Annotated in this window: 19 protein-coding genes; 14 read left to right on the top strand and 5 right to left on the bottom strand. The window is 67.7% G+C overall.

The genetic code is table 11. The features are described 5' to 3' along the window. The first annotated feature begins 17 nt into the window (after positions 1 to 17). Positions 18 to 1,508, top strand: a complete 1,491-nt coding sequence (locus ACAM54_RS19370) for a nucleobase:cation symporter-2 family protein (RefSeq protein ID WP_369648648.1) — start codon at positions 18 to 20, stop codon at positions 1,506 to 1,508. Positions 1,509 to 1,514: 6 nt separating this feature from the next. Here the strand turns inward: ACAM54_RS19370 and ACAM54_RS19375 are convergent, their stop codons facing one another. Next, a complete protein-coding gene (locus ACAM54_RS19375) occupies positions 1,515 to 2,372 on the bottom strand; it encodes an aldo/keto reductase (protein WP_369648649.1) in 858 nt (285 codons plus the stop codon). Between the two features lie 85 nt (positions 2,373 to 2,457). Between ACAM54_RS19375 and ACAM54_RS19380 the strand changes: the two genes are divergently transcribed. From ACAM54_RS19380 to ACAM54_RS19395, 4 genes are all read left to right on the top strand, one after another. Then, positions 2,458 to 4,638: a PAS domain S-box protein gene (locus ACAM54_RS19380; RefSeq protein WP_369648650.1), complete on the top strand. Its 2,181-nt coding sequence runs from the start codon at positions 2,458 to 2,460 to the stop codon at positions 4,636 to 4,638. Continuing rightward, positions 4,635 to 5,249, top strand: a complete 615-nt coding sequence (locus tag ACAM54_RS19385) for a response regulator transcription factor (RefSeq protein WP_369648651.1) — start codon at positions 4,635 to 4,637, stop codon at positions 5,247 to 5,249. The genes ACAM54_RS19380 and ACAM54_RS19385 overlap by 4 nt, the downstream gene beginning before the upstream one ends. 147 nt (positions 5,250 to 5,396) lie before the next feature. Further along, positions 5,397 to 6,749 carry an MFS family transporter gene (locus ACAM54_RS19390; RefSeq protein WP_369648652.1) on the top strand — a complete coding sequence of 451 codons (1,353 nt, stop codon included), beginning with the start codon at positions 5,397 to 5,399 and terminating at the stop codon, positions 6,747 to 6,749. A gap of 84 nt (positions 6,750 to 6,833) precedes the next feature. Next, entirely contained in the window at positions 6,834 to 7,196 is a 363-nt protein-coding gene (locus tag ACAM54_RS19395) for a hypothetical protein (RefSeq protein WP_369651882.1), read from the top strand. Positions 7,197 to 7,271: 75 nt separating this feature from the next. On the opposite strand, the gene ACAM54_RS19400 is transcribed toward ACAM54_RS19395, so the two are convergent. Then, on the bottom strand, positions 7,272 to 8,123 hold the full coding sequence (locus ACAM54_RS19400) for a hypothetical protein (RefSeq protein ID WP_309926983.1): 852 nt from the start codon (positions 8,121 to 8,123) through the stop codon (positions 7,272 to 7,274). Between the two features lie 104 nt (positions 8,124 to 8,227). Beyond that, complete coding sequence (locus ACAM54_RS19405; RefSeq protein ID WP_145745398.1) at positions 8,228 to 9,565, bottom strand: glycosyltransferase family 2 protein; 1,338 nt, start codon at positions 9,563 to 9,565, stop codon at positions 8,228 to 8,230. Between the two features lie 230 nt (positions 9,566 to 9,795). Between ACAM54_RS19405 and ACAM54_RS19410 the strand changes: the two genes are divergently transcribed. From ACAM54_RS19410 to ACAM54_RS19430, 5 genes are all read left to right on the top strand, one after another. Further along, positions 9,796 to 11,130, top strand: coding sequence for a C4-dicarboxylate transporter DctA (locus ACAM54_RS19410; RefSeq protein ID WP_369648654.1), 1,335 nt, complete (start codon positions 9,796 to 9,798; stop codon positions 11,128 to 11,130). A 9-nt stretch (positions 11,131 to 11,139) separates the two neighbouring features. Then, on the top strand, positions 11,140 to 11,844 hold the full coding sequence (locus ACAM54_RS19415; protein WP_369648655.1) for a GntR family transcriptional regulator: 705 nt from the start codon (positions 11,140 to 11,142) through the stop codon (positions 11,842 to 11,844). Positions 11,845 to 11,930: 86 nt separating this feature from the next. Next, positions 11,931 to 13,013 (top strand): AI-2E family transporter, encoded by a 1,083-nt coding sequence (locus ACAM54_RS19420; RefSeq protein ID WP_369648656.1) that lies wholly within the window; start codon positions 11,931 to 11,933, stop codon positions 13,011 to 13,013. Positions 13,014 to 13,180: 167 nt separating this feature from the next. Beyond that, a complete protein-coding gene (locus tag ACAM54_RS19425) occupies positions 13,181 to 13,612 on the top strand; it encodes a DUF2141 domain-containing protein (RefSeq protein WP_209536154.1) in 432 nt (143 codons plus the stop codon). Positions 13,613 to 13,625: 13 nt separating this feature from the next. Further along, positions 13,626 to 15,125 carry a carotenoid oxygenase family protein gene (locus ACAM54_RS19430; protein WP_369648657.1) on the top strand — a complete coding sequence of 500 codons (1,500 nt, stop codon included), beginning with the start codon at positions 13,626 to 13,628 and terminating at the stop codon, positions 15,123 to 15,125. Between the two features lie 17 nt (positions 15,126 to 15,142). Here the strand turns inward: ACAM54_RS19430 and ACAM54_RS19435 are convergent, their stop codons facing one another. After that, positions 15,143 to 16,045, bottom strand: a complete 903-nt coding sequence (locus ACAM54_RS19435) for a LysR family transcriptional regulator (RefSeq protein ID WP_309926993.1) — start codon at positions 16,043 to 16,045, stop codon at positions 15,143 to 15,145. A gap of 112 nt (positions 16,046 to 16,157) precedes the next feature. Between ACAM54_RS19435 and gcl the strand changes: the two genes are divergently transcribed. The 3 genes from gcl to ACAM54_RS19450 are packed head-to-tail and all read left to right on the top strand — an operon-like array spanning position 16,158 to position 19,684. Next, complete coding sequence (gene gcl / locus ACAM54_RS19440) at positions 16,158 to 17,951, top strand: glyoxylate carboligase (RefSeq protein WP_369648658.1); 1,794 nt, start codon at positions 16,158 to 16,160, stop codon at positions 17,949 to 17,951. A gap of 16 nt (positions 17,952 to 17,967) precedes the next feature. Beyond that, on the top strand, positions 17,968 to 18,747 hold the full coding sequence (hyi, locus tag ACAM54_RS19445) for a hydroxypyruvate isomerase (protein ID WP_369648659.1): 780 nt from the start codon (positions 17,968 to 17,970) through the stop codon (positions 18,745 to 18,747). Between the two features lie 28 nt (positions 18,748 to 18,775). Next, entirely contained in the window at positions 18,776 to 19,684 is a 909-nt protein-coding gene (locus tag ACAM54_RS19450; RefSeq protein ID WP_369648660.1) for a 2-hydroxy-3-oxopropionate reductase, read from the top strand. Between the two features lie 3 nt (positions 19,685 to 19,687). Here ACAM54_RS19450 and ACAM54_RS19455 read toward each other — a convergent pair whose 3' ends face one another. After that, the gene (locus ACAM54_RS19455) at positions 19,688 to 21,028 is read right to left on the bottom strand and encodes an NAD(P)/FAD-dependent oxidoreductase (protein WP_369648661.1); all 1,341 of its coding nucleotides are present in this window, start codon (positions 21,026 to 21,028) and stop codon (positions 19,688 to 19,690) included. A 221-nt stretch (positions 21,029 to 21,249) separates the two neighbouring features. Between ACAM54_RS19455 and ACAM54_RS19460 the strand changes: the two genes are divergently transcribed. Continuing rightward, the gene (locus tag ACAM54_RS19460; RefSeq protein WP_369648662.1) at positions 21,250 to 23,553 is read left to right on the top strand and encodes an NADP-dependent malic enzyme; all 2,304 of its coding nucleotides are present in this window, start codon (positions 21,250 to 21,252) and stop codon (positions 23,551 to 23,553) included. Positions 23,554 to 23,760 lie beyond the last annotated feature (207 nt).

Consider the following 23,760-nt stretch of genomic DNA (forward strand, 5'->3'; position numbering starts at 1 on the left):
CGCGCCAGGAGACAACGATGACGGCAGATTCCCTTTCCAGCAATGTCCATCCCGTGGACCAGCGCCTGCCTTCGGGCAAGCTCGCGGCCCTCGGCCTGCAGCACGTGCTCGTGATGTACGCGGGGGCCGTCGCGGTGCCGCTGATCGTGGGCCGTGCGCTCAAGCTCTCGCCCGACGAGGTTGCGCTGCTGATCTCGGCCGACCTGTTCTGCTGCGGCATTGCCACGCTGATCCAGGCGCTCGGCGCCACGCAGTGGTTCGGCATCAGGCTGCCGGTGATGATGGGCGTGACCTTCGCATCGGTCGCGCCCATGGTGGCCATTGCCAATGCCAACCCGGGGCAGAACGGCGCGCAGCTGCTGTTCGGCGCCATCATCGGCGCGGGCGTGGTGTCGATCATCATCGCGCCGCTGGTGAGCCGCATGCTGCGCTTCTTTCCGCCGGTGGTCACGGGCACCATCATCGCGGTCATCGGCATCAGCCTGATGCGCGTGGGCATCAACTGGATTTTCGGTAACCCGGTGGGGCCGACGGCGCCCGCGCTGGTCGACCCGGTGTATGCGAAGTGGCTCGCGGAAGTGACCTCGCCGGGCAGCTCGATTCCCGCGGTGCCCAAGGGCTTCGCGATCATGCCCACGGTGCCCAACCCCAAGTACGCGGACCTCTCTGGCTTCGGCGTGGCGGCGCTGGTGCTGGTGTCGATCCTGCTGATCGTCAAGTACGCCAAGGGCTTCATCGCCAACATCTCGGTGCTGCTGGGCATCGTGATCGGCGCGGTGGTGGCCTCCATCACCGGGCTCATGACCTACGAGAAGGTGGGCAAGGCCGCCTGGGTCGACATCGTGCTGCCCTTCCACTTCGGCATGCCGCAGTTCGACCCGGTCCTGATCCTCACGATGACGCTGATCATGATCGTGGTGATGATCGAGTCGACCGGCATGTTCCTCGCGCTCGGCGAAATGACCGACCGCAAGATCACGCAGAAGGACCTGGCCAAGGGCCTGCGCACCGACGGCCTCGGCACGCTGATCGGCGGCATCTTCAACACCTTTCCGTACACCAGCTTCTCGCAGAACGTGGGCCTGGTGGCGGTCACGGGCATCAAGAGCCGCTACGTCTGCGTGGCCGGCGGCGTGATCCTGATCGTGCTGGGCCTGCTGCCCAAGATGGCGGCGTTGATCGAATCGCTGCCCACCGTGGTGCTGGGCGGCGCGGGGCTGGTGATGTTCGGCATGGTGGCAGCCACGGGCATCCGCATTCTCTCGGGCGTGGACTTCAAGACCAACCGCCACAACGCGATGATCGTGGCGGTGTCGATCGGCATCGGCATGATTCCGCTCATTGCACCCAACTTCAAGCAGTGGATGCCGCATGCGATCCACTCGCTGATCGAGTCGGGCATCCTGCTGGCGTCGATCAGCGCGGTGCTGCTGAACCTGTTCCTCAATGGCGCGAAGCACGACGAAGAGGCCGTGATCGCCGCGGCCAAGCAGGCCGAAGCCCACTAGAGACTGTCAGATCATCGCCAGCGGCGCCTTGCGGCGCGGCGGCGGATAGAGGCGCTCCAGTTCGGCGAGGGTGGCCGCATCGAGCTTCAGGTCGGCAGCGGCGAGGTTCTGCTGAAGGTGCGCGCTGCGCACCGCCTTCGGAATCGCGGCGACACCGGGCCGCGCGAGCACCGCGGCCAGCGCAAGCTGCGCGGCGCTCATGCCGAGCCGCCTGGCCAGCTCCTGCAGCGCCTCGTCCGAAGCCAGCGCGCCCTGGTCGATCGGGCTGTAGGCCATCAGCGGCATGCCGTGTTCGCGCAGCCAGGGCAGCAGGCTGAACTCGGGGCCGCGCTCGGCCAGCGACAGGTACACCTGGTTGGCCGCGCAGCCGGGGCCTGAATCGGCGAGCGATGCGAGCTCCTGCATGTCGTCGGTGTCGAAGTTGCTCACGCCCCAGCGCGCGATGCGCCCCTTGGCCACCAGTGCCTGCAGCGCATCGACCGTTTCGCGCAGCGGATGGCTGCCGCGCCAATGCAAGAGGTACAGGTCGATCCTGTCGAGGCCGAGCCGCTTCAGGCTGCGCTCGCAGGCCTCGGGCGTGCCGCGGCGGCTCGCGTTGTGCGGGTAGACCTTGCTGACGATGAAGAGCTCCTCGCGCCGCACGTCGCCCGCGCGCAGGGCCTCTGCAATGGCTTGGCCGAGCACGGTTTCGGCGCCGCCCTCGCCGTACATCTCGGCGGTGTCGATCAGCCGGTAGCCCATGGCGATGGCTTCGCGCACGGCGGCCACTTCGGCGGCATGCCGGCCCGCAATCTCGCCCATGCGCCAGGTGCCGAGGCCGAGCACCGGCATCTCGCCGCCGGTGGGGAGTGAAAGGGTTCGCATGAGGGCGATGGTACGGCGGCCCTGCCGGCCGATCCGGGGATCAAGGCAAAATCCCGGTCGCCGCTCCGGTCGGCCCCCGCCTCCCATGCCGCCCCTGTCTCCCCTTCCGCCCGAAACGCCCACGGCCCGCTCCCGCCCCGGCCGCTGGCGCACGCTGCTCGCCTGGGCGGCCGCCGTGGCCGTGGCGCTGCTGCTGATCGGCGCGGCAGGCCAGTGGGCCGCGGCCCGCGAGGCCAGCTTCCAGGCGGACTCGATCCGCCGCGCGATGGAAGTCCACGTGCTGGGCCTGCGCGATGCCGCCGGCAAGTACGGCTACCTGCCGCGCACCGCGGGCATGCACCCCGACGTCTTCGACGTGCTGGCCCATCCGCGCGACCCGGCGGCGCAGCAGCGCGCCAACCGCTACATCGAGGAAGTGAACCGCCACGCGGGCTCGGACGCGCTCTACCTGATCGACCTGCAGGGCCTCACGCTGGCGGCGAGCAACTGGGCCACGCCGCAGAGCTTCGTCGGAGAGTCCTATGCCAACCGGCCCTACTTCATCGACGCGCGCGCGGGCCGCAGCGGCCTCTTCTACGGCGTGGGCCAGACCACTGGCGAGCCCGGGCTCTTCATGTCGGCACCGGTGCGCTCCGAGGCCGGCGCCGTGCTGGGCGTGCTGACGGTCAAGATCAGCCTGCGCCAGCTCCAAGAGGCCTGGACCTTCGCGCGCGAACCGATCCTGCTGGCCGATGCGCGCGGCATCGTGTTCCTGAGCTCGGTGCCGGCGTGGATGTACCAGGCCAGGCGGCCCCTCGCCGCCGCCGACCTGGAGGGCATGAAGCGCGACCAGCAGTACGGCGCCCGCACCGGCTTCTTGCCGCTGCCATGGACGGTGGAGCGCGAGGAAGGACACCCGGGCTACCTCGTGCGCACCGAGATCGGCGGCAAGGCGCGCCGCTTCCTCGCACTCGACGAGCCGCTGGCCGACCTCGGCTGGACCTTGACCGTGATGGCCGACCACGCCGAGGTCACCCGCGCGCGCGAACGCGCCTGGATGCTCGGCCTGCTGTGCGCGGGCGTGCTGCTGCTGGGCGGGCTGTACTGGCAGCTGCGCGAGCGCCGCTTCGCCGAGCAGCGCGATGCGCGGCGCGACCTGGAGCGGCGGGTGCGCGAGCGCACGCACGCGCTGGACGAGGCCCACGCCTTCCGCAAGGCGATGGAAGATTCGCTGCTGGTGGGCATGCGCGCACGCGACCTCGAGGGACGCATCATCTACGTCAACCCCGCCTTCTGCGAGATGACCGGCTACGGCGCCGACGAACTGCTCGGCCGGCTGCCGCCCTACCCCTATTGGCATCCCGACGACGTGGCGCAGCACTGGCTGCACTACCAGGCCATGATGAGCGGGCAGCCCGCGCGCTCGGGCTTCGAATCGCGCCTGCGGCACCGCGACGGGCATGAGGTGATCACCATGGTCTACACCGCGCCGCTCATCGATGCCGACGGCCGCCACAGCGGCTGGATGAGCTCGGTGGTCGACATCACGGAGCAGAAGCGCGCCGAACTGCGACAGCGCCAGAACGACGAGCAGCTGCAGCATGCGCAGCGCCTCGCCAGCCTGGGCGAGATGGCCTCCACGCTGGCCCACGAGCTGAACCAGCCGCTGATGGCGCTGAGCAATTTCGCGAGCGCCGCCAAGGCCTTCGCGGAACAGGGCAACCAGGCGCTGCTGGCCAGCAGCCTCGACGAAACCATGGCGCAGGCCCGGCGCAGCGCCGAGATCGTGCGGCGCATCCGCGGCTTCGTGCGCCAGCGCACCATCGGCACCGAGGATTGCGCGGTGGCGTCGCTGGTCAGCAACGCGCTGGCGCTGCTGCAGGGCGAGATGCGGATGCGCCAGGCGCGCGCCGAGGTGCGCCTGCGGGCGGACCTGCCCGAGGTGCGCGGCGACCGCGTGCTGCTGGAGCAGGTGCTGCTGAACCTGCTGTCCAACAGCCTGCACGCCATGCAGGCCGCGCCGCCGGAGCAGCGGCTGGTGGAAATCGACGCCGAGGTGAGCGAAGGCCGCATGCACATCCACGTGGCCGACCGCGGAGCGGGCATCGACGCAGCGCTCGCCGAACAGGTGTTCGCGCCCTTCTTCACCACCAAGGCCGGCGGGCTGGGGCTTGGGCTGAACATCTGCCGCACCATCGTCGAAGCCCACCGCGGCCGGCTGTCCTTTGCCAACCGGGCCGGCGGTGGCACCGTTTTCACCCTCGAACTGGAAATCTCGGCGCCATGACCGCCCTTGCCAACCACCTGTGCATCGTCGACGACGACGAGGCCGTGCGCCGCTCGCTGGGCCTTTTGCTGCTGTCGCGCGGCCATGCGGTGCAGGCCTTTGCCTCGGGCGAGGCCTTCCTGGCCGGCGCCGACCTGCAGCGCCCGGGCTGCGTCGTGCTGGACCTGCGCATGGAGGGGATGAGCGGACTGCAGGTGTTCGATGCGCTGCGTGCGCAGGACAGCCCGCTGGTCGTGATCTTCCTGTCCGGCCACGGCGACATTCCGATGGCCGTGGAGGCGGTACAGAACGGCGCCTTCGGCTGGCTCGAGAAACCCTGCAGCGACGAGCGCCTGCTCGACAGCATCGCCAAGGCCCTGCAGAAGGCCGAAGAGATCGCCGTGCGCCGGCAGGCCCGCCAGGCCGCCGAGGCCCTGTGGTCCAAGCTCACGCCGCGCGAGATGCAGGTGGCCCGGCTGGTCGCCCAGGGCCTGGCCAACAAGCGCATTGCGCAGGAGCTCGCGCCGCTGGAGCAGCGCACGGTGGAAACGCACCGCGCCCATGTGTTCGCCAAGCTCGGCCTGTCGAACAGCCACGAACTCGACCGCTTCCTGCGCGAACACAGTTTGTAGCGCTTTCTAGGTATTTACCCTTGCGTACACGTACGTAGCGGCGCGGCGGGCGCCTACGGACGACAGCGCCGCCGCGGCGGCACAGACTCGCTGGCACGGCTTTCCGCGGCTCCGCGGGGCGCCCCAGCCAGAGACAAGGACCCCCGAATGACCGCCATTGCCAGCGCCACCGCCGGTGCCTCCAGCCCGGACGCGACCAGCGCCAACGTTCCCAACACCACGCACTACACCTTCGAGGAAAAGCGCAAGCGCATCTTCGCCATCTTTGCCGCCTCGTCCGGCAACCTGGTGGAGTGGTTCGACTTCTACGTCTACGCCTTCTGCGCGATCTACTTCGCGCCCTCGTTCTTTCCCAAGTCGGACCCCACGGTCCAGCTGCTGAACACAGCGGGCGTGTTCGCCGCCGGCTTCCTGATGCGCCCGATCGGCGGCTGGCTGTTCGGCCGGCTGGCCGACCGCAAGGGCCGCAAGACCTCGATGGTGACCTCGGTCGTCATGATGTGCGTGGGCTCGCTGGTCATCGCCTGCCTGCCCACCTATGCGCAGATCGGTGCCTGGGCGCCCGCGCTGCTGCTGGCCGCGCGGCTGCTGCAGGGCCTGTCGGTCGGCGGCGAGTACGGCACCACCGCCACCTACATGAGCGAAGTGGCTATGCGCGGCCAGCGCGGCTTCTTCTCGTCGTTCCAGTACGTCACGCTCATCGGCGGCCAATTGCTGGCCGTGGTCGTCGTGGTGGTGCTGCAGCAGCTGCTCGACGAGGCCGAGCTCAAGGCCTGGGGCTGGCGCATTCCCTTCGTGCTCGGCGCCGTGGCGGCCATCGTGGCGCTGATGCTGCGCCGCACGCTGACCGAGACCGCCAGCACCCAGACCCGCGCCGCCAAGGGCGCCGGCAGCATCGCCGAGCTGTTCAAACACCACAAGCGCGCCTTCTTCGTGGTGCTGGGCTACACGGCCGGCGGCTCGCTGATCTTCTACACCTTCACCACCTACATGCAGAAGTACCTGGTGAACTCGGCCGGCATGTCGATCAAGACCGCCAGCAACGTGATGACCGCCTGCCTGTTCATCTACATGTGCATGCAGCCGCTGTTCGGCGCGCTGTCGGACCGCATCGGCCGCCGCAGCAACATGCTGCTGTTCGGCGCGCTGGGCGCACTGATGACGGTGCCCGTGTTGAGCAACCTGCAGAGCGTGGGCAGCCCGCTGATGGCCGGCGTGCTGATCACGCTGGCGCTGGCGGTGGTGAGCTTCTACACCTCGATCAGCGGCATCGTGAAGGCCGAGATGTTCCCGCCCGAGGTGCGCGCGCTGGGCGTGGGCCTGTCGTATGCCGTGGGCAATGCCATCTTCGGCGGCAGCGCCGAGTACGTGGCGCTGGGCCTGAAGTCGATTGGCCACGAGTCGTACTTCTACTGGTACGTGACCGCGATGATGGGCGTGGCCTTCATGGTGAGCCTGCTGCTGCCGCGGCAAGCGACGTACCTGCACAACGACAAGTAGCACAGCGCGGTCGCCCATGACCGCGGGATCCGCACAGACGTACTCCCGGATCCGCCGAGCCACCCGCAAGCATGAGGGCAAGCCATGTCGAGACGGACGGTCCACAGCGCAACCATCACCTTGAAACTGCCCTTCGACATGGGCACCAGCGCGCGGGTCGCGGCACTGCGCGCCGCGGGCATCCCGGTCGACGCGGAAGGCAACGCACGGCAAGGCTTTCTCTTCGTGCGGCTCGTCGACGGACCCATAAGCCAGACTCACATCTTCCGATGGTTCGCCGGCGACGAAGTGGGACACGACCCGCGCGACGCCGGCACCGCCCCGCGCCGCCGCGAACGCAAGGCCGCGCCTCCAGGCCCCACACTCGATCTTTGGCTCACCCGCTTCCCGCCGGACGCCGCGCACCCGCACGGTCCCGCATTGCAGTGCGAGCCGGACGGAGCCTGATGCCCGCGCTGGCCGGGGCAAGTCCGGCCCACGGCGGTGAACCCCGCCAGGCAGGAGGCCCGAGGAAGCCCAGGCTCAGAAAAGGATCACCCACTCGCCGCGCAGGTACCGGTACTGGTAGCTGGGCCCCGAGAAGGTGGTGCTGCGGCTGTAGCCGGCGCCGAAGCGAAAGACCTGCGATCCCCTGACGGGGCTTTGCAGGTTCACATCCAGCAGTCGCGTCGGCTGCCGGAACTCGTGGTTGATCGTCTCGGTGCCGAGCCCGGCCGTGACCGCGAGGGTCCAGCCCGCAAAACGCTGCCGCCAGCCGACCGCCAGCATCGCCTCGCTGTAGTTCTTCGGATTGAAATAGGCCCTGTCCACGTCCTCGTGGCTGCTGCGGTAGGTTCGATAGCGCGCCTGCAGCGTCAGCCCCAGGTCGAGCGACGGCTGGTAGATCAGCCGCAGGCGGCCGTGGTCGCGCCGGTTGCCGTCGGAAAAATACTGCTGCGCCGCCAGCCCGACCAGGGTCACGTGGCTTCCAAGCCCCTGGTCCACGGCCACCCCGACAAACGAAAAATCGATGCCGCGGTCCAGCGACTTCGGGGTCTCCACCCAGTCGCGCGTCACGAGGAACTCCACCGCCGTGCTCTTGGTGGGCGACAGGCGATAGCTGCCGTCGAGCGTGAGCAAGGTGTGCCCGCCCTGCTCGAACGCGCCGACCTCGATCGCGCCTCCGTCGGTGGTCTTCGTTTCGACCGAGCGGGCCAGGAACGAGATCTTCTTGCCGGCCCTTTGCCAGTGGTCCTGCTTGTACTGGTAGTCGCCGAGCCGGAACCCGAGGTAGCGGTCGGCATTCTCAAAGGCGGGAAAGAATTCCACCGACACCCGGCGCGACTGGAAATTGTCGCTGTCGCTGGTGAGGAAGAATTCCGGGCCAAAGGCCATGCCGGCCGGTTTTTCGTTTGCTTTTTTTTCTTCCTCCGCCCTGCAGGGAGCGATCAGCACCAGGCAACCCAGCGAAGCTGCGGCAAGATACCTCGGCAGCCCCGTCATTTGGTTCCCCAGGCCTTGGGCTTCCTGAACAGTTCGTCGAGGTAGCCGAGCACGCTGGCGGGCTGCAGGATCAGGCTGTACAGCAGCACGTAGACAAAGAAGCCCTGGACGTTCTTTCGCACCACCAGGCCGGTCTTCCGGAACATCCGGCGCTCGATCCGGAACATGAGCAGGCTCAATGCGAACGTGGCCGGTATCAATGCAAGGGTCATGATTCCCACGATCCAGTAGTGGCCGAAGAACGCGAGAATGATTCCGGGGATGAAGCCGATGGTGCATGCCAGGTCCAGCCACGGAAACAGCAGGTTCCAATAAATGAAGAAGGTCGACAACCGCGGCTTGACCAGGATCCCCGGGTGCTTGATGAAGGCTTCCGCCATGCCGCGCGCCCATCGCTGGCGCTGCTTGACCAGTTGCTTGACGGTGGTGGGCACATTGGTGAACAGGCACGCGTCCTCGCAGTGGCCCACCCGGTAGCCGGCCTTGAGCAGGGCCCAGGTGAGCACGATGTCCTCGCCCACGCATTCGGGCCATCCGCCAACCTCGATCAGCGCGGCCCGGTCGTAGATGGAAAACGCACCCTGGGCCACCAGGGTGCCCTGGAACAGCGATTGCACGCGCTTGATGGCCGCAATGCCATGGAAGTAATCCCATTCCTGGCAGCGGGTGATCCAGTTCAGCCGCGAGTTGCGGACCAGGATTTTTCCCGCCACGGCCCGGGTATGGGGCGGGTCGGCGCGATAGCGCTCGACGATGCTGGCCAGCGCGCCGCGGTAAAGGAAGGAGTCCGCATCCACGGTGATGACCAGGTCGTGCGCCACCTCCTTGAACCCGATGTTCAGCGCGCGCGCCTTGCCGCCATTTTTTTCCAGGTCCAGGAAGGTCAGCCACGGGTAGCGCTCCCGGGCGCGCTGAACCACAAGAGACGTGCCATCCGCGGACCCGTCGTTGATCACGATCACCTGCAGCTCGCCCGGGTAATTCTGCCGATCGATGCTGACCAGCGTCTCCTCGATGGACGCCTCCTCGTTGTAGGCGGCAATCAGGATGGAGATCGGGGGATAGACGGCCAACGCGGGATGCGCCGGCCTCTTGTCCAGCAGCAGGCTGATGGCCAGGAATGCATTCATGAAGCCCGGAACGACGGCAATGCCATACACCAGGAAAATGGCCAGGGCCATTCCCACCCGATTCGTCAGATCGGCCAGCCAGGGGCCCGCGGCCCATATCGAGAACCACATCCAGGCGCTGGCGCCAATCAACGCAATAACAAACTTGCCGGACACCGGCAGGTAAATCATTGGCTGCAGCGCCTTCTGGCCTTCTTCGTTCATGTCGCTCTCGAGTGTTCCCGCCAATGTAACTCCCGACAAATAGTGTGAACAGTCTGGTTACATTCTTGGGGACTGTTAACAACACTTGGAAGGCGCTCCGCGCTGCCCTCTCCCCCGTGGAGCCCGGGAATACCCTCTGGCTGTCTCGAAGTCTTCTTGCCTACATTGCTTGTATGCAAGAGAAGCGATCCTTGCATGCAAACATCGCCAAGACATCCAAGGAGACTTCCATGCCTCGCTTCGCCAAATCGCTCTTCGGCCAGGTCGTCATCGCCCTGGTGCTCGGCGTGCTCGCCGGCCTCTTCATGCCGGAGTTCGCCGTCAAGCTCAAGCCGCTCGGCGACGGCTTCATCAAGCTGATCAAGATGATCATCCCGGTGCTGGTGTTCTGCGTGGTGGTGCACGGCATCGCGGGCGCCGGCGACCTGAAGCGCGTGGGCCGGGTCGGCGTGAAGGCGCTGATCTACTTCGAGGTGCTCACCACCGTCGCGCTGGCCATGGGCCTGGTGCTGGCCTTCGTGTTCCAGCCCGGCGTGGGCATGAACGTGGATCCGGGCAAGCTCGACGCCACGGCCATGAGCGCCTACGCCTCGAATGCCGACAAGCTCACGAGCGGCGGCACGGTCGAGTTCCTGATGAAGCTGATCCCCACCACGGTGGTCAACGCCTTTGCCACCGGCGACGTGCTGCAGGTGCTGCTGTTCGCGGTGCTGTTCGGCTGCGCGCTGTCGCTGCTGGGCGAGCGCGGCAAGCCGGTGGCCACGGTGGTGGACGCGCTTTCGCTGGTGCTGTTCAAGATCATGGGCATCCTCATCAAGCTGGCGCCGCTCGGCGTGCTGGGCGCCATCGCCTTCACGGTGGGCAAGTACGGCATCGGCTCGCTCAAGCAGCTGGGCATGCTGGTCGCCCTGTTCTACGGCGCGGTGCTGGTCTTCGTGTTCGTGGTGCTCGGGCTGGTCATGCGCATGTCGGGCTTCAGCCTGTGGAAGCTGCTGCGCTACCTGCGCGAGGAGCTCGCCATCGTGTTTGCCACCACCTCGTCGGACAGCGTGCTGCCGCAGATCATGGCCAAGCTGCGCCGCATGGGCATCCGCGACTCGACGGTGGGCCTGGTGATTCCCACGGGCTATTCGTTCAACCTGGACGCCTTCTCGATCTACATCACGCTCGCGGCGGTGTTCATCGCTCAGGCCACCAACACGCCGATCTCGATGGCGGACCTGCTGACCATCCTTGCGATCGCGCTGGTCACTTCCAAGGGCGCGCACGGCGTGCCGGGCTCGGCGATCGTGGTGCTGGCCGCCACGCTGCACGCGATTCCCGCCATTCCGGCCATCGGCCTGGTGCTGGTGCTCTCGGTCGACTGGTTCATGGGCATTGCGCGCGCGCTGGGCAACCTGATCGGCAACTGCGTGGCCACGGTGGCCATCGCGGCCTGGGAAGGCGACATCGACCGCGAGCGCGCCCATGCGGTGCTCGACGGCTCCTACTCTCCCGACGACGAGCCGCTGGCCGAGCCCGACGTGCCTGCAGTCCCCGTGGGCGCGGGCGCCGCCAGCCGCTGAAAACGACCGATGGCCGCCGACGTCAACCCAACCTCCATCGCCGAGCGCGTGGTCGAGGCCATCCTGGCGCAAAAGCTCGCGCCGGGCGAGCGGCTCGGCGAGCAGGCGCTGGCCGAAAATTTCGCGGTGAGCCGAACCATGGTGCGCGAGGCGCTCATGCAGCTGCAGGCGCGCGGCTTCGTCGAGGTGCAGTCGCGCCGCGGCTGGTACGTGGTGGAGCCCTCCGCCGAGGAAGCGCGCGACGCCTTTTCGGCGCGGCGCATCGTCGAGGCGGGCATCCTGGCCGAAAGCGAAGGCCGGCCGCTGCAGAAGGCCATCCGCAAGCTGCGCGACCACATCGCCGACGAGCAGCGCGCCATCGAGGGCGCCGACGCGGCCACGCGCGCCTTTCTGCTGGCCGATTTCCACGTCTGCCTGGCCGAGCAGATGGGCCACCAATTGCTGGTCGACGTGCTGCGCGACCTCACGGCCCGCACCACGCTGGCCGCCACGCTCTACCAGTCGAGGCACGAGGCCGGGCAGTCCTGCGCGGAGCACGGCGCCATCGTGGCCGCGCTGGAGGCCGGCGACACGGCCAAGGCGCGCCAGCTGATGATCGAGCACATCGGCAACGTGGAGCGCTCGCTCGAGGTCGAAACCTCGGCCGGGCCCGACGCGCCCGCCCGGCTGCGCGCCACGCTGGCGCCGGTGGCGCTGCCGCGCGCCAGGCGCTGAGCGCCGGCGCCCCGGGGCGCTTCCGCACGAAGGGGTGCCCACCGACACGGCGGTGCATTCAGGCTCGGCTACAGTCCGAATCACCTATGAATTCACCCCAACTCCAGCGCGGCGTGTTCCTCGCCCTGCTCGCCGCCGTCACGGTCGCCTTCCTCTGGGTGCTGATGCCGTTCTTCGGCGCGGTGCTGTGGGGCGTGTCCCTGGCCATCCTGTTCACGCCGCTCTACAAGCGGCTGCTGAAGAAAATGCCGGGCTGGCACAACGCCGCGGCGCTCTCGACGCTGGCCATCTGCCTCTTCATCGTGATTCTTCCGCTGGCCATGGTCGGGGTGTCGCTGGTGCAGGAAATCGTGCAGGTCACGCAGAGCATCCGTTCGGGGCAGATCAATTTCGCGGCCTACTTCCAGCAGATCCTCAACGCCGTGCCGCAATGGCTGCTGAACCTGTTCGACCGCTTCAACCTCGGCGACATGGAGGCCTGGCAGGCCCGCATCTCCGCGGGCGCGGCACAGGGCAGCCAGCTCATCGCCGGCCAGGCGCTGACCATCGGCCAGAACACCTTCGACTTCGTCATCAGCTTCTTCGTGATGCTGTACCTGCTCTATTTCCTGGTGCGCGACGGCGCGGCGCTTTCCAAATCGATGCGCGAGGCCGTGCCGCTTGCCAGGCCGCACACGCACTATCTGCTCAACAAGTTCACCACCGTGATCCGCGCCACCGTCAAGGGCAACGTGGCCGTGGCGATTGCGCAGGGCGCGATCGGCGGGCTGGCCTTCTGGCTGCTGGGCGTGCAGGGCGCGCTGCTGTGGGCCGTGCTGATGGCTTTTCTCTCGCTGCTGCCCGCGGTGGGCGCGGCGCTCATCTGGGGGCCGGTGGCCATCTATTTCCTTGCCACCGGCCATTTCTGGCAGGGCGGCATCCTGATCTTCGTGGGCGTGTTCGTGATCGGGCTGGTCGACAACATCCTGCGCCCCGTGCTGGTGGGCAAGGACACGCAGATGCCCGACTACATCGTGCTGATGTCGACCATCGGCGGCATGGCGATCTTCGGCATCAACGGCTTCGTGATCGGTCCGGTGATCGCGGCGCTGTTCATGGCGGCGTGGAGCCTGTTCGCGGAGTCGGGCCAGCTGGAGACCAGCCCCGGCGAGGACAAGAAGGGCCACTGAAGCCCGGCGGGCTCGCGGCCGCGGGCCCGCGAGGCCGCGGAAGCAGGCGCGCCCTGCGCCGGCCGGGCGCATTTCGCGCGGACGTTGGCGCGCTTCGTCGCATGGCGCTGGGCGGCGCGCGGCGCTTGAGGGATCGTCGGGGCCTCCAACTTCCGACGAGGCTCTCCATGAACTTTCCTTTGCCCCGAGCGGGCCTGTGCGCCCTGTGCAGCGTCGCGCTGCTCTCCCCGCTGGCCGCGCTCGCGGCCGACCTGAGCGTGACCGTGGCCGACGGCCCGGCTACCGGCGCCACGCTGTACGTCGCGCTGTACAACGACGCTGCGAGCTATGCCGACAGCAAGGCCGTGGCCTCGCAGACCGCGCCGATGCAAGGCGGCAAGGCCCGGCTCGTGTTCGCGGGACTGGCGCCGGGGCGGTATGCGCTGCGCGCCTTTGCCGACGAGAACGGCAACGGCAGGCTCGACGCCAACCTCTTGGGCATGCCGACCGAGCGCTATGGCTTCTCGAACGACGCGAAGGGCAACCGCGCCGCGCCGGCCTTCGAAGCCGCGGCGATCAGCGTGGATGCCGACCTGCAGACCGTCATTCACCTGCGCTGAGGAGCAAGACGCCATGGAACGACGCAAACTCCTGCGCCTGCTGGCCTCGGCCGGCGCCCTGCCCCTGTTGGCACCGCTGGCCCGCGCCGCCGGCACTGCCGACGACTGGCAAGCCCGGTTCGAAGCCGCCGGTGCGCCCTGGAAGACCGGCTTCGCCACGCCCCCGGACGACCTGCCGCTGACCCGCGCCATGGTGCGCGGGCGCTTTCCCGATGCCGTGGCCGGCACGCTGTTTCGCATCGGCCCGGCCGGCCACGACCTGGGCGGCGAGCGCTACCACCACTGGTTCGACGGCGACGGCATGGTGCACCGCTTCGTGATCGACGGGACCGACGTGCGGCACCAGGGCCGCTATGTCGCCACGCCCAAGCGCGTGGCCGAGGTGCGGGCCGGCCGCCGCCTGTTCGAGGCCTTCGGCACCATGCCGCCGGGCGTCGAGCCGCCGACCTCGGCCGACAGCATCAACGTCGCCAACACCAGCGTGCTGCCGATGCAGGGCGAGGTGCTGGCGCTGTGGGAAGGCGGCTCGGCCACGCGCGTCGACGCGCGCACGCTCGACACGCTGGGCGTGAAGACCTGGCGGTCCGACCTCGCGGGCATGCCGTTCTCGGCCCATCCCAAGGTCGATCCGGACGGTACGGTGTGGAACTTTGGCGTGAGCTCCGGCCAGGGCCTGCTGGCGCTGTACGAGATTGCGCCCGAAGGCGCGCTGCGGCGCGCAGCCGTGGTGCCGGTGGCCGACATGCCGATGGTCCATGACTTCGCAGTGACCGGGCGGCACCTGGTGTTCCTGATGCCGCCGCTGGTCTACGACGGCAAGCGCAAGGAGGCGGGTGCGAGCTTTCTCGACGCCCATGTCTGGCGGCCCGAACTCGGCATGCGCGCCCTGGTGGTCGACAAGCAGGACTGGGAGCGGCGCCAGCTGCTCACGCTGCCGGCCGGCTTCCTGTTCCACGTCGGCAATGCATGGGAGGAAGACACGCCGCGCGGCACCCTCGTCCACATCGACTACGTGCGTTCGGACAACGCCGATTCGGTGTTCACGACCAACCGCGAAGTGATGCGCGCGCGCCGCGTGAAGAGCACCGACCCGCGCCTGACCGTCGCCACGCTGAACCTCGGCACCGGGAAGGCCACGCAGCAGGCGCTGGCGCAGGAAGCCGAGTTTCCGCGCATCGACCCGCGGCGCGTCGGCCTGCGCCACCGCCATGTGGTTCATGCCACGCAGACGCGCCCCGACGTGCCGGGCTTCGGCGCGATTGCGCGCACCGATGTCGAAAGCGGCCGCAGCCAGCGCTTCAGCTACGGCGCCCAGGCCATGGTGGAAGAGCATGTCTTCGTGCCGGACGGTACCAAGCCGGGCTGGGTGCTGGGCACGGTGCTCGATTTCGGCCGGCAGAAGACCGTGCTGTCGTGCTTCGCGGCCGACCACCTGGCGGCGGGACCGGTGGCACAAGCCACCCTGCCCTACGCCCTGCCGCTGGGCCTGCACGGCGCCTTCGTGCCGGCCTGAAGCAGGCGTGAGCGCGCTCAGCCGCCCCACCAGCCTTCGGCAAAGCGCCCCTGCAGGAAGGCCACGAAGCCCGACACCTTGCCCGGCACCAGCTTGGGCGAGGGGAAGACGGCGTGGATCTCCTGCTCGGGCAGCTTATGGTCGCCGAGCACTTCGAGCACCTTGCCCGAGGCCAGCGATTCGCTCGCCACGTAGCGCGGCATGAGCGCAATGCCCAGTCCGTCGCGCGCCGCGGCCAGCACCGCGGAAAGGTTGTTGGAGCGAAAGCGCCCCGAGACCGGCACCGTCACCGGATCGCCCTTGGGCGTGTGCATGCGCCAGAACTCGTCGCCCACCACGCTGCTGTAGATGAGCGCCACGTGCGCGCTCAGGTCCTGCGCACGCCGGGGCGTGCCGTGCTTCTTCAGGTAGCCCGGCGCCGCGACCATGGCCCAGGGGTTGGTACCGAGGTAGCGCGCGCCCAGCGAGGAATCGGCCAGCTTGCCCATGCGGATGGCCACGTCGATGCCCTGCGCGATCAGGTCGACGTAGCGGTCCTCGAAGCTCAGGTCGAGCTGCACCTGCGGGTGCCGGCGCATGTATTCGAGCGCCAGCGGCACCACCACGCGGCGGCCGAAGGCCACCGAGGTGCCGATGCGCAGCAGCCCCTGCGCCTGGTTCTGGCGCAGCTGCACGATGCTCTCGGCCTCCTCGGCCTCGCGCACGATGTTCTTGCACTTCTCGTAGTAGAGCGCGCCCGGCTCCGTGAGGCTCACGCCGCGCGTGTTGCGGTTGAGCAGCCGCACCTTCAGCCGCGCCTCGGTGGCCGCGACCTGCTTGGTCACGGTGGGCTGCGTGGTGTGGAACTCGAGCGCCGCCTTCGAGAAGCTGCCGGTCTCGACCACGCGCACGAACATCTCCATTGCCAACAATCTGTCCATGGCCGGCATCGTAATCACTTATTCCAGCTTGGAATAGGTTTTATGGTCCGCAGCCGTCTTCTTCGAATGGTCTCCCCTTCCTACAGTGGACCTCACTCAAGGAGACAGTCCCATGGCAAAAATGAAAGCGGTCCAGGCCGCCGTGCTGGTGATGGAAAAAGAAGGCGTGACGCAGGCCTTCGGCGTGCCCGGCGCGGCCATCAATCCGATGTATTCCGCGCTGCGCCAGCGCGGCACCATCTCGCACATCCTCGCGCGCCACGTCGAGGGCGCCTCGCACATGGCCGAGGGCTACACCCGTGCCGTGGCCGGCAACATCGGCGTGTGCATCGGCACCTCGGGGCCCGCGGGCACCGACATGATCACGGGCCTCTATTCGGCCTGGGCCGATTCGATCCCGATCCTCTGCATCACCGGCCAGGCGCCGCGCGCACGGCTCTACAAGGAAGACTTCCAGGCGGTCGACATCGAGTCGATCTCCAAGCCGGTCACCAAATGGTCGGTCACGGTGCGCGAGCCCGGCCAGGTGCCGCAGGTGTTCCAGCAGGCCTTCCACCTGATGCGCTCGGGCCGCCCGGGCCCGGTGCTGGTCGACCTGCCTTTCGACGTGCAGATGGCCGAGATCGAATTCGACATCGACGCCTACCAGCCGCTCACTCCCTACAAGCCCGCCGCCACGCGGGCCCAGATCGAGAAGGCCATCGGCATGCTCCAGGCCGCCGAGCGCCCGCTGATCGTGGCCGGCGGCGGCGTCATCAATGCCGATGCGGCCGACCTGCTCGTGCGCTTTGCCGAGGCCACCGGCGTGCCGGTGATCCCCACGCTGATGGGCTGGGGCGCGATTCCCGACGACCATCCGCTGATGGCCGGCATGTGCGGCCTGCAGACCAGCCACCGCTACGGCAACGCGACGATGCTCGCGAGCGACTTCGTGCTGGGCATCGGCAACCGCTGGGCCAACCGCCACACGGGCTCGGTCGAGGTCTACACCAAGGGCCGCAAATTCGTGCACGTGGACATCGAGCCCACGCAGATCGGCCGCGTGTTCACGCCCGATTTCGGCATCGTGTCGGACGCCAAGGCCGCGCTGGAACAGTTCGTGGCCGTGGCCGAGGAAATGAAGGCCGCCGGCAAGCTGCGCGACCGCCGCGCGTGGGCCAAATCGTGCATCGAGCGCAAGAAGACCATGCTGCGCAAGACCAACTTCGACGATGTGCCGATGAAGCCGCAGCGCGTGTACCAGTGCATGAACAACAACTTCAGCAACGACACCTGCTACGTGAGCACCATCGGCCTCTCGCAGATCGCCGCCGCGCAGTTTTTGCACGTGTACAACCCGCGCCACTGGATCAACTGCGGCCAGGCCGGTCCGCTGGGCTGGACCATTCCGGCCGCGCTGGGCGTGCGCGCTGCGGACCCGGCGCGCAAGATCGTTGCGCTCTCGGGCGACTACGACTTCCAGTTCATGATCGAGGAGCTCGCGGTGGGTGCGCAGTTCAAGCTGCCGTACATCCACATCGTGGTCAACAACTCGTACCTCGGCCTGATCCGCCAGGCGCAGCGCGGCTTCGAGATGGACTACTGCGTGCAGCTCGCGTTCGACAACATCAACGCGGGGCCCGACGCGGGCATCGAGAGCAGCTACGGCGTGGACCACCTGAAAGTGGTCGAGGGCCTGGGCTGCAAGGCGATCCGCGTGAACAAGCAGGAAGAGATCGCACCGGCCATCCAGCGCGCCGAAGCGCTGATGGCCGAGTTCAGCGTGCCGGTCGTGATCGAGGTGATGCTGGAGCGCGTGACCAACATCGCGATGGGCACCGAGATCGACAACATCACCGAGTTCGAGCCGCTGGCCGAGCACCCGGCCGATGCACCCACGGCCGTCGCGGCCGAGATGCTGGACTGAGCAAGGAGAAGCACACATGCCCAAGTTCGCAGCCAACCTCACGATGCTCTTCACCGAGCTGCCGTTCATGCAGCGCTTCGAGGCCGCCGCCAAGGCCGGCTTCGAGGCGGTGGAATACCTGTTCCCCTACCCCTTCGAAAAGAAGGAGCTCGCGGCCGCGCTGCGCGCCAACGGCTTGCAGCAGGTGCTGCACAACCTGCCGGCCGGCGACTGGGACAAGGGCGAGCGCGGCATCGCCTGCCATCCGGATCGCACCGGCGAGTTCCGCGAAGGCATCGCCATGGCCATCGACTACGCCACGGCGCTCGGCTGCCCGCAGCTCAACTGCCTGGTCGGCAAGCTGCCGGCGGGCGTGGGCACCGAGGCCGCGCACAAGACGGTGGTCGAGAACCTGCGCCTTGCCGCCGGCGAGCTCGAGGCAGCCGGCCTGCGCCTGCTGATCGAGCCGATCAACACCTTCGACATCCCGGGCTTCTTCCTGACGCGCACCGACCAGGCCCTGGCGCTGATCGACGAGGTCGGTTCTTCCAACCTGCGGGTGCAGTACGACATCTACCACGCGCAGCGCATGGAAGGCGAACTGGGCAACACGCTCGCGAAGCACCTCGCGCGCATCGGCCACATCCAGCTGGCCGACAACCCCGGGCGCGGCGAACCGGGCACGGGCGAGATCAACTACCCGTGGCTCTTCAGGCACATCGATGCGATCGGCTACGACGGCTGGATCGGCTGCGAATACAAGCCGCGCACCGACACCGTGAACGGCCTCGGCTGGCGCAAAGCGCTCACGCAATAAAAGACAACTTCAAACCGGAAACAGAGACATGTCGCAATCGCAAAAAATCGGATTCATCGGCCTCGGCATCATGGGCGCGCCCATGGCGGGGCACCTGCTCGACGCCGGGCACCAGCTCTTCGTGAACACCCAGGGCAACACGCCCGAGCCCTTCATCTCGAAGGCCACCATCTGCGCCTCGGCGGCCGAGGTGGCGCGCCAGGCCGACGTGATCTTCATCATGGTGCCCGACACGCCCGACGTGGAGAAGGTGCTGTTCGGCGAGCCCGGCACGCAGGGCGTGGCCGAAGGGCTGAAGGATTCGCGCGGCAAGATCGTGGTGGACTGCAGCTCCATCGATCCGATAGCCACCAAGGGCTTCGCCAAGCGCATCATCGCGCTCGGCTGCGGCTACATCGACGCGCCGGTCTCGGGCGGCGAAGTGGGCGCCAAGGCCGCGAGCCTCACCATCATGTGCGGCGGCGACGAAAGCACCTTCGGCCAGGTGCGGCCGCTGCTCGAGAAGATGGGCAAGAACGTCACGCTGGTGGGCAACGTGGGCGACGGCCAGGTCTGCAAGGTGGCCAACCAGATCATCGTGGCGCTCAACATCGCGGCCGTGGGCGAGGCGCTGCTGTTCGCGTCCAAGGCCGGTGCCGATCCGGCCAAGGTGCGCCAGGCGCTGATGGGCGGCTTCGCGAGCTCGCGCATCCTCGAGGTGCATGGCGAACGCATGATCAAGCGCACCTTCGCGCCGGGCTTCCGCATCTCGCTGCACCAGAAGGACCTGAACCTCGCGCTGCAGAGCGCGCGTTCGCTGGGCATGGCGCTGCCGCAGACCGCGGGCGCGGCGCAGCTCATGAATGCCTGCGCCGCACTGGGCCATGGCCAGCAGGACCACTCGGCGCTGGTGCGCGCGCTCGAGGCGCTCGCGCAGCACACGGTCGCCCCTGACTGAAGCTCAGCTCTTTGCAGCCGCCTCGAGCGATTCCTTGAGGTTGCGCCGCCGCCATGCCCAGGTCTTCACGGCCTGCGGCAGGATCCCCAGGCAGGACGCGTAGTACGTCACCTTGAAGCCCCAGAAGCGCGGGCCGATGGGCGTGTTGCGGAACAGGTCGCCCGCCAATATGGACAGCAGCGCCTCCTGCATGCGCCAGATGTTGCGCGGCGCCATGAAGAGCCTGCGGATCGCGGGCGAGGTGATGCGGTAGATGAACCACGAGAACATCTTCGGCCCGTGCTTCATGATCTTCTCGTAGTGGCGGAAAGCCTTCTCGGCCTCCTTCATCTCGCCTCTGAGCCAGTGGTCGGCCGCGGTGGCGGCCTCGAATCCGCTGTTCATCGCCAGGTACACGCCCGACGAGAACATGGGATCGACGAAGGCATAGGCGTCGCCCACCATCATGAAGCGGTCGCCGCGGCAGAACCTGGAGTCGTAGGCGTAGTTGCCAGTGGAGGTGGCGCCCTCCATCAGCGTGGCGTTCGCAAGGCGCGCGGCCAGCTTGGGCGCGAGCGCAATGGTTTCCATCAGAAACTCTTCGAGCGAGCCCTTGCGGCGCTTGAAGTAGGCGGGCGAAGCCACGGCGCCCACGCTCACGGTGCCGTCCTTCAGCGGGATGTACCAGAACCAGCCATGGTCGAACCAGAAGAGCGAGATGTTGCCTTCGTAGCGGCCCGGCCGGCGCTGTGCATTCTCGAAGTGGCCGAACAGGGCCGCGCTCGCGTGCTTGCGGTTGCGCTGCTTGGCGTCGAACTGGTTCGACAGCAGCGTGTCGCGGCCGCTCGCATCGATCACGAAGCGCGGCCGCCAGCTGGTTTCGGTGCCGTCCTCGGCCTTGATCTTCACCAGCACGCGGTTGTCGGGCGTGCCCTTGCCGGCGTCCATGTCCACGCCTATGACGCGCTGGCCCTCGAAGGTGCGCGCGCCGCGCTTGCCGGCGTGGCGGAACAACAGTTCGTCGAATTCGGAGCGGCGCACGTGCACGGCATAGGGAAAGCTCTTGTCCATCGCCTGGCCGAAGTCGAAGTGGCTCGAATGGTCGTGCCATGGCGAGACGAACTCGGCGCCATGCTTCCTGAGGCCGATGGCCTCGACCTCGGTGCGCACGCCCAGGCGGTCGAACAGCGGCATGTTCATCGGCAGCAGCGACTCGCCGATGTGAAAGCGCGGATGGTGCGCCTTCTCGAACAGCACCACGTCGTGGCCCTTGTCCGCCAGCAGCGCGGCCACGGTGGAGCCCGCCGGGCCCCCGCCGATGACCACGACGTCGGGCTCTGTACTCGTGAAAGGTCCGGGCGTCATGCGCTCCCCTCCTGGGTCGTTCTTCGTTGTTGACGATGGCCGGCCGCAAGGCCGATGCATGCTGTGTCCGCCAAGCGTTAAAGCTTGGTAACAGCCGGGAGTTTAGCGAGTCGGCAGGCCGGGAATCCGCGCCCTTTGCACCAAAACCCGTGCCTGCCCGGAGAAGAAGCGGCGGCTTTTTGCGGTAGCCTCATTGCCCGTCAGAAACAAGGAGACTTTTCATGGCTGCTAACCTGTCACCCGCCGAAGAAGCACTTCGCGAAGCAGCGCGCGAATACCACCGCTCGCCCGTCAAGGGCAAGATTTCCATCAGCCCGACCAAGCCGCTCCTGAACCAGCGCGACCTGTCGCTGGCCTATTCGCCCGGCGTGGCCTACCCCTGCCTCGACATCGCGGCCGATCCGTCGATGGCGGCCGAGTTCACCGCGCGCGGCAACCTGGTGGGCGTGGTCACCAACGGCACCGCCGTGCTGGGCCTGGGCAACATCGGTCCGCTGGCCGCCAAGCCCGTGATGGAGGGCAAGGGCTGCCTGTTCAAGAAGTTTGCCGGCATCGACGTGTTCGACATCGAACTGGCCGAGAACGACCCCGACAAGCTGGTCGAGATCATCGCGGCGCTCGAGCCCACGCTGGGCGGCATCAACCTCGAGGACATCAAGGCGCCCGAGTGCTTCTACATCGAGCAGAAGCTGCGCGAGCGCATGAACATCCCGGTGTTCCACGACGACCAGCACGGCACGGCCATCATCTCGGCCGCGGCGCTCATCAACGGCCTCGAACTGGTCGGCAAGAAGATCGAGGAGGTCAAGATCGCCGTCTCCGGCGCTGGCGCGGCCGCCATTGCCTGCCTCGACGTGATGGTGGGCCTGGGCGCCAAGCCCGCCAACATCCATGCCTGCGACTCCAAGGGCCTGATCTACATGGGCCGCGCGGGCGGCTTCGACGACTCCAAGGCGCGCTACGCCCAGAAAGACACCGGCGCCCGCACCCTGGCCGACGTGGTGAAGGACGCCGATGTGTTCCTGGGCTGTTCGGCGCCCGGCGTGATGAGCGCCGAGATGGTGAAAACCATGGCCGGCCAGCCCATCATCCTGGCGCTGGCCAACCCCGAGCCCGAGATCCGCCCCGAACTCGCCAAGGCGGTGCGTCCCGACTGCATCATCGCCACCGGCCGCTCGGACTACCCGAACCAGGTCAACAACGTGCTGTGCTTCCCGTACATCTTCCGCGGCGCGCTCGACTGCGGCGCCAGCAAGATCACGGAAGAAATGAAGCTGGCCTGCGTGCGCGAGATCGCCGAGCTCACCAAGGCCGACATCAGCGAGGAAGTGGCCACCGCCTATGCCGGGCAGGAACTGTCCTTCGGGCCCGACTACATCATTCCCAAGCCCTTCGACTCGCGGCTCATCCTGCGCATTGCGCCGGCCGTGGCCAAGGCCGCGGCCGCCTCCGGCGTGGCCGCGCGCCCGATCGAGGACATGGATGCCTACCGCCAGCACCTTACGCGCTTCGTCTACCAAACCAGCATGTTCATGCGGCCGGTATTCAGCGCCGCCAAGATCGCGGCCGCCAAGCGCGTGGCCTATGCCGAGGGCGAGGACGAGCGCGTGCTGCGCGCCGCGCAGTGGGCCATCGACGAAGGCCTGGCCCAGCCCATCCTGGTGGGGCGCCCGGCCGTGATCGAGGCGCGCATCCAGAAGGCCGGCCTGCACATCCGCGCGGGCACCGACTTCGAGATCGTCAACCCCGAGGACGATCCGCGCTTTCGCACCTACTGGGAGACTTTCCACAAGGTCATGGGCCGCCGCGGCGTCACGCCCGAGGCCGCCAAGACCATGGTGCGCCGCTCCAACACCACCATCGCCGCGCTGATGATGCACCTGGGCGACGCCGACGCGATGATCTGCGGCCTAGTCGGGCGCTTCGACGTGCACCTGGAGCACATCCGCAACCTGATCGGCCTGAAGCGCGGCGCGCCGGGCTTCGCCACGCTCAACGCGCTCACGCTCGAGAAGCGCACGGTGTTCATCACCGACACCAACGTGAACGAGGACCCGAGCGCCGAGATGCTGGCCAGCATCGCCATGATGGCGGCCGAGGAAATCCGCCGCTTCGGCCTGCCGCCGAAGGTGGCCTTTCTCTCGCACTCGAACTACGGCACCTCGAGCCGCGGCTCGGCGCGCAAGATGCGGCTCGCGCGCGACCTGTTCGCGCAGATGGCGCCCGACATCGAGTGCGACGGCGAGATGCACGGCGACGCGGCGCTGTCGGAAGAAGTGCGCCGCACCGCGCTGCCCGAAAGCACGCTCACGGGCGAGGCCAACCTGCTGGTGTGCCCCAACCTCGACTCGGCCCACATCCTCTACAACGTGCTGAAGATGACGGGCGCCAACGGCATCACGGTCGGCCCGATCCTGCTCGGGGCCGCAGGCTCGGCGCACGTGCTCACGCCGTCGTCGACCGTGCGGCGCGTGGTCAACATGACGGCGCTCGCGGTGGCGAACGCGACGACCGCGCTCAAGTAGGCCACCCCCTCTCCCGTTGAAGCCGACGCCCCGCTGCAGCGCGCAGCGGGGCGTTTTTCATTGCGGCCCCGGCCGGTGCACGCACCGTTTTCGCCCGCTCATCATTTTTTTGGCTGGCATGCAATCTGCTAATACCCTGATCGGATATTTTAAATATCTTATTAATATATTTAAAGAAACCACGGTCCCCGTCCTTCGTCAACCTTC

The organism is Variovorax sp. V93 (genome assembly GCF_041154485.1).
Classification (GTDB): Bacteria; Pseudomonadota; Gammaproteobacteria; order Burkholderiales; family Burkholderiaceae_C; genus Variovorax; species Variovorax beijingensis_A.

Bases quoted from the DNA above. Each gene is read 5' to 3' on its own strand.
- ACAM54_RS19375 (WP_369648649.1), bottom strand. From the start codon at position 2,372: ATGCGAACCCTTTCACTCCCCACCGGCGGCGAGATGCCGGTGCTCGGC.
- ACAM54_RS19450 (WP_369648660.1), top strand. From the start codon at position 18,776: ATGTCGCAATCGCAAAAAATCGGATTCATCGGCCTCGGCATCATGGGC.
- ACAM54_RS19400 (WP_309926983.1), bottom strand. From the start codon at position 8,123: ATGGCCTTTGGCCCGGAATTCTTCCTCACCAGCGACAGCGACAATTTC.
- ACAM54_RS19435 (WP_309926993.1), bottom strand. From the start codon at position 16,045: ATGGACAGATTGTTGGCAATGGAGATGTTCGTGCGCGTGGTCGAGACC.
- ACAM54_RS19425 (WP_209536154.1), top strand. From the start codon at position 13,181: ATGAACTTTCCTTTGCCCCGAGCGGGCCTGTGCGCCCTGTGCAGCGTC.
- ACAM54_RS19370 (WP_369648648.1), top strand. From the start codon at position 18: ATGACGGCAGATTCCCTTTCCAGCAATGTCCATCCCGTGGACCAGCGC.
- gcl (WP_369648658.1), top strand. From the start codon at position 16,158: ATGGCAAAAATGAAAGCGGTCCAGGCCGCCGTGCTGGTGATGGAAAAA.
- ACAM54_RS19395 (WP_369651882.1), top strand. From the start codon at position 6,834: ATGTCGAGACGGACGGTCCACAGCGCAACCATCACCTTGAAACTGCCC.
- ACAM54_RS19390 (WP_369648652.1), top strand. From the start codon at position 5,397: ATGACCGCCATTGCCAGCGCCACCGCCGGTGCCTCCAGCCCGGACGCG.
- hyi (WP_369648659.1), top strand. From the start codon at position 17,968: ATGCCCAAGTTCGCAGCCAACCTCACGATGCTCTTCACCGAGCTGCCG.
- ACAM54_RS19385 (WP_369648651.1), top strand. From the start codon at position 4,635: ATGACCGCCCTTGCCAACCACCTGTGCATCGTCGACGACGACGAGGCC.
- ACAM54_RS19380 (WP_369648650.1), top strand. From the start codon at position 2,458: ATGCCGCCCCTGTCTCCCCTTCCGCCCGAAACGCCCACGGCCCGCTCC.
- ACAM54_RS19460 (WP_369648662.1), top strand. From the start codon at position 21,250: ATGGCTGCTAACCTGTCACCCGCCGAAGAAGCACTTCGCGAAGCAGCG.
- ACAM54_RS19430 (WP_369648657.1), top strand. From the start codon at position 13,626: ATGGAACGACGCAAACTCCTGCGCCTGCTGGCCTCGGCCGGCGCCCTG.
- ACAM54_RS19410 (WP_369648654.1), top strand. From the start codon at position 9,796: ATGCCTCGCTTCGCCAAATCGCTCTTCGGCCAGGTCGTCATCGCCCTG.
- ACAM54_RS19405 (WP_145745398.1), bottom strand. From the start codon at position 9,565: ATGAACGAAGAAGGCCAGAAGGCGCTGCAGCCAATGATTTACCTGCCG.
- ACAM54_RS19455 (WP_369648661.1), bottom strand. From the start codon at position 21,028: ATGACGCCCGGACCTTTCACGAGTACAGAGCCCGACGTCGTGGTCATC.
- ACAM54_RS19415 (WP_369648655.1), top strand. From the start codon at position 11,140: ATGGCCGCCGACGTCAACCCAACCTCCATCGCCGAGCGCGTGGTCGAG.
- ACAM54_RS19420 (WP_369648656.1), top strand. From the start codon at position 11,931: ATGAATTCACCCCAACTCCAGCGCGGCGTGTTCCTCGCCCTGCTCGCC.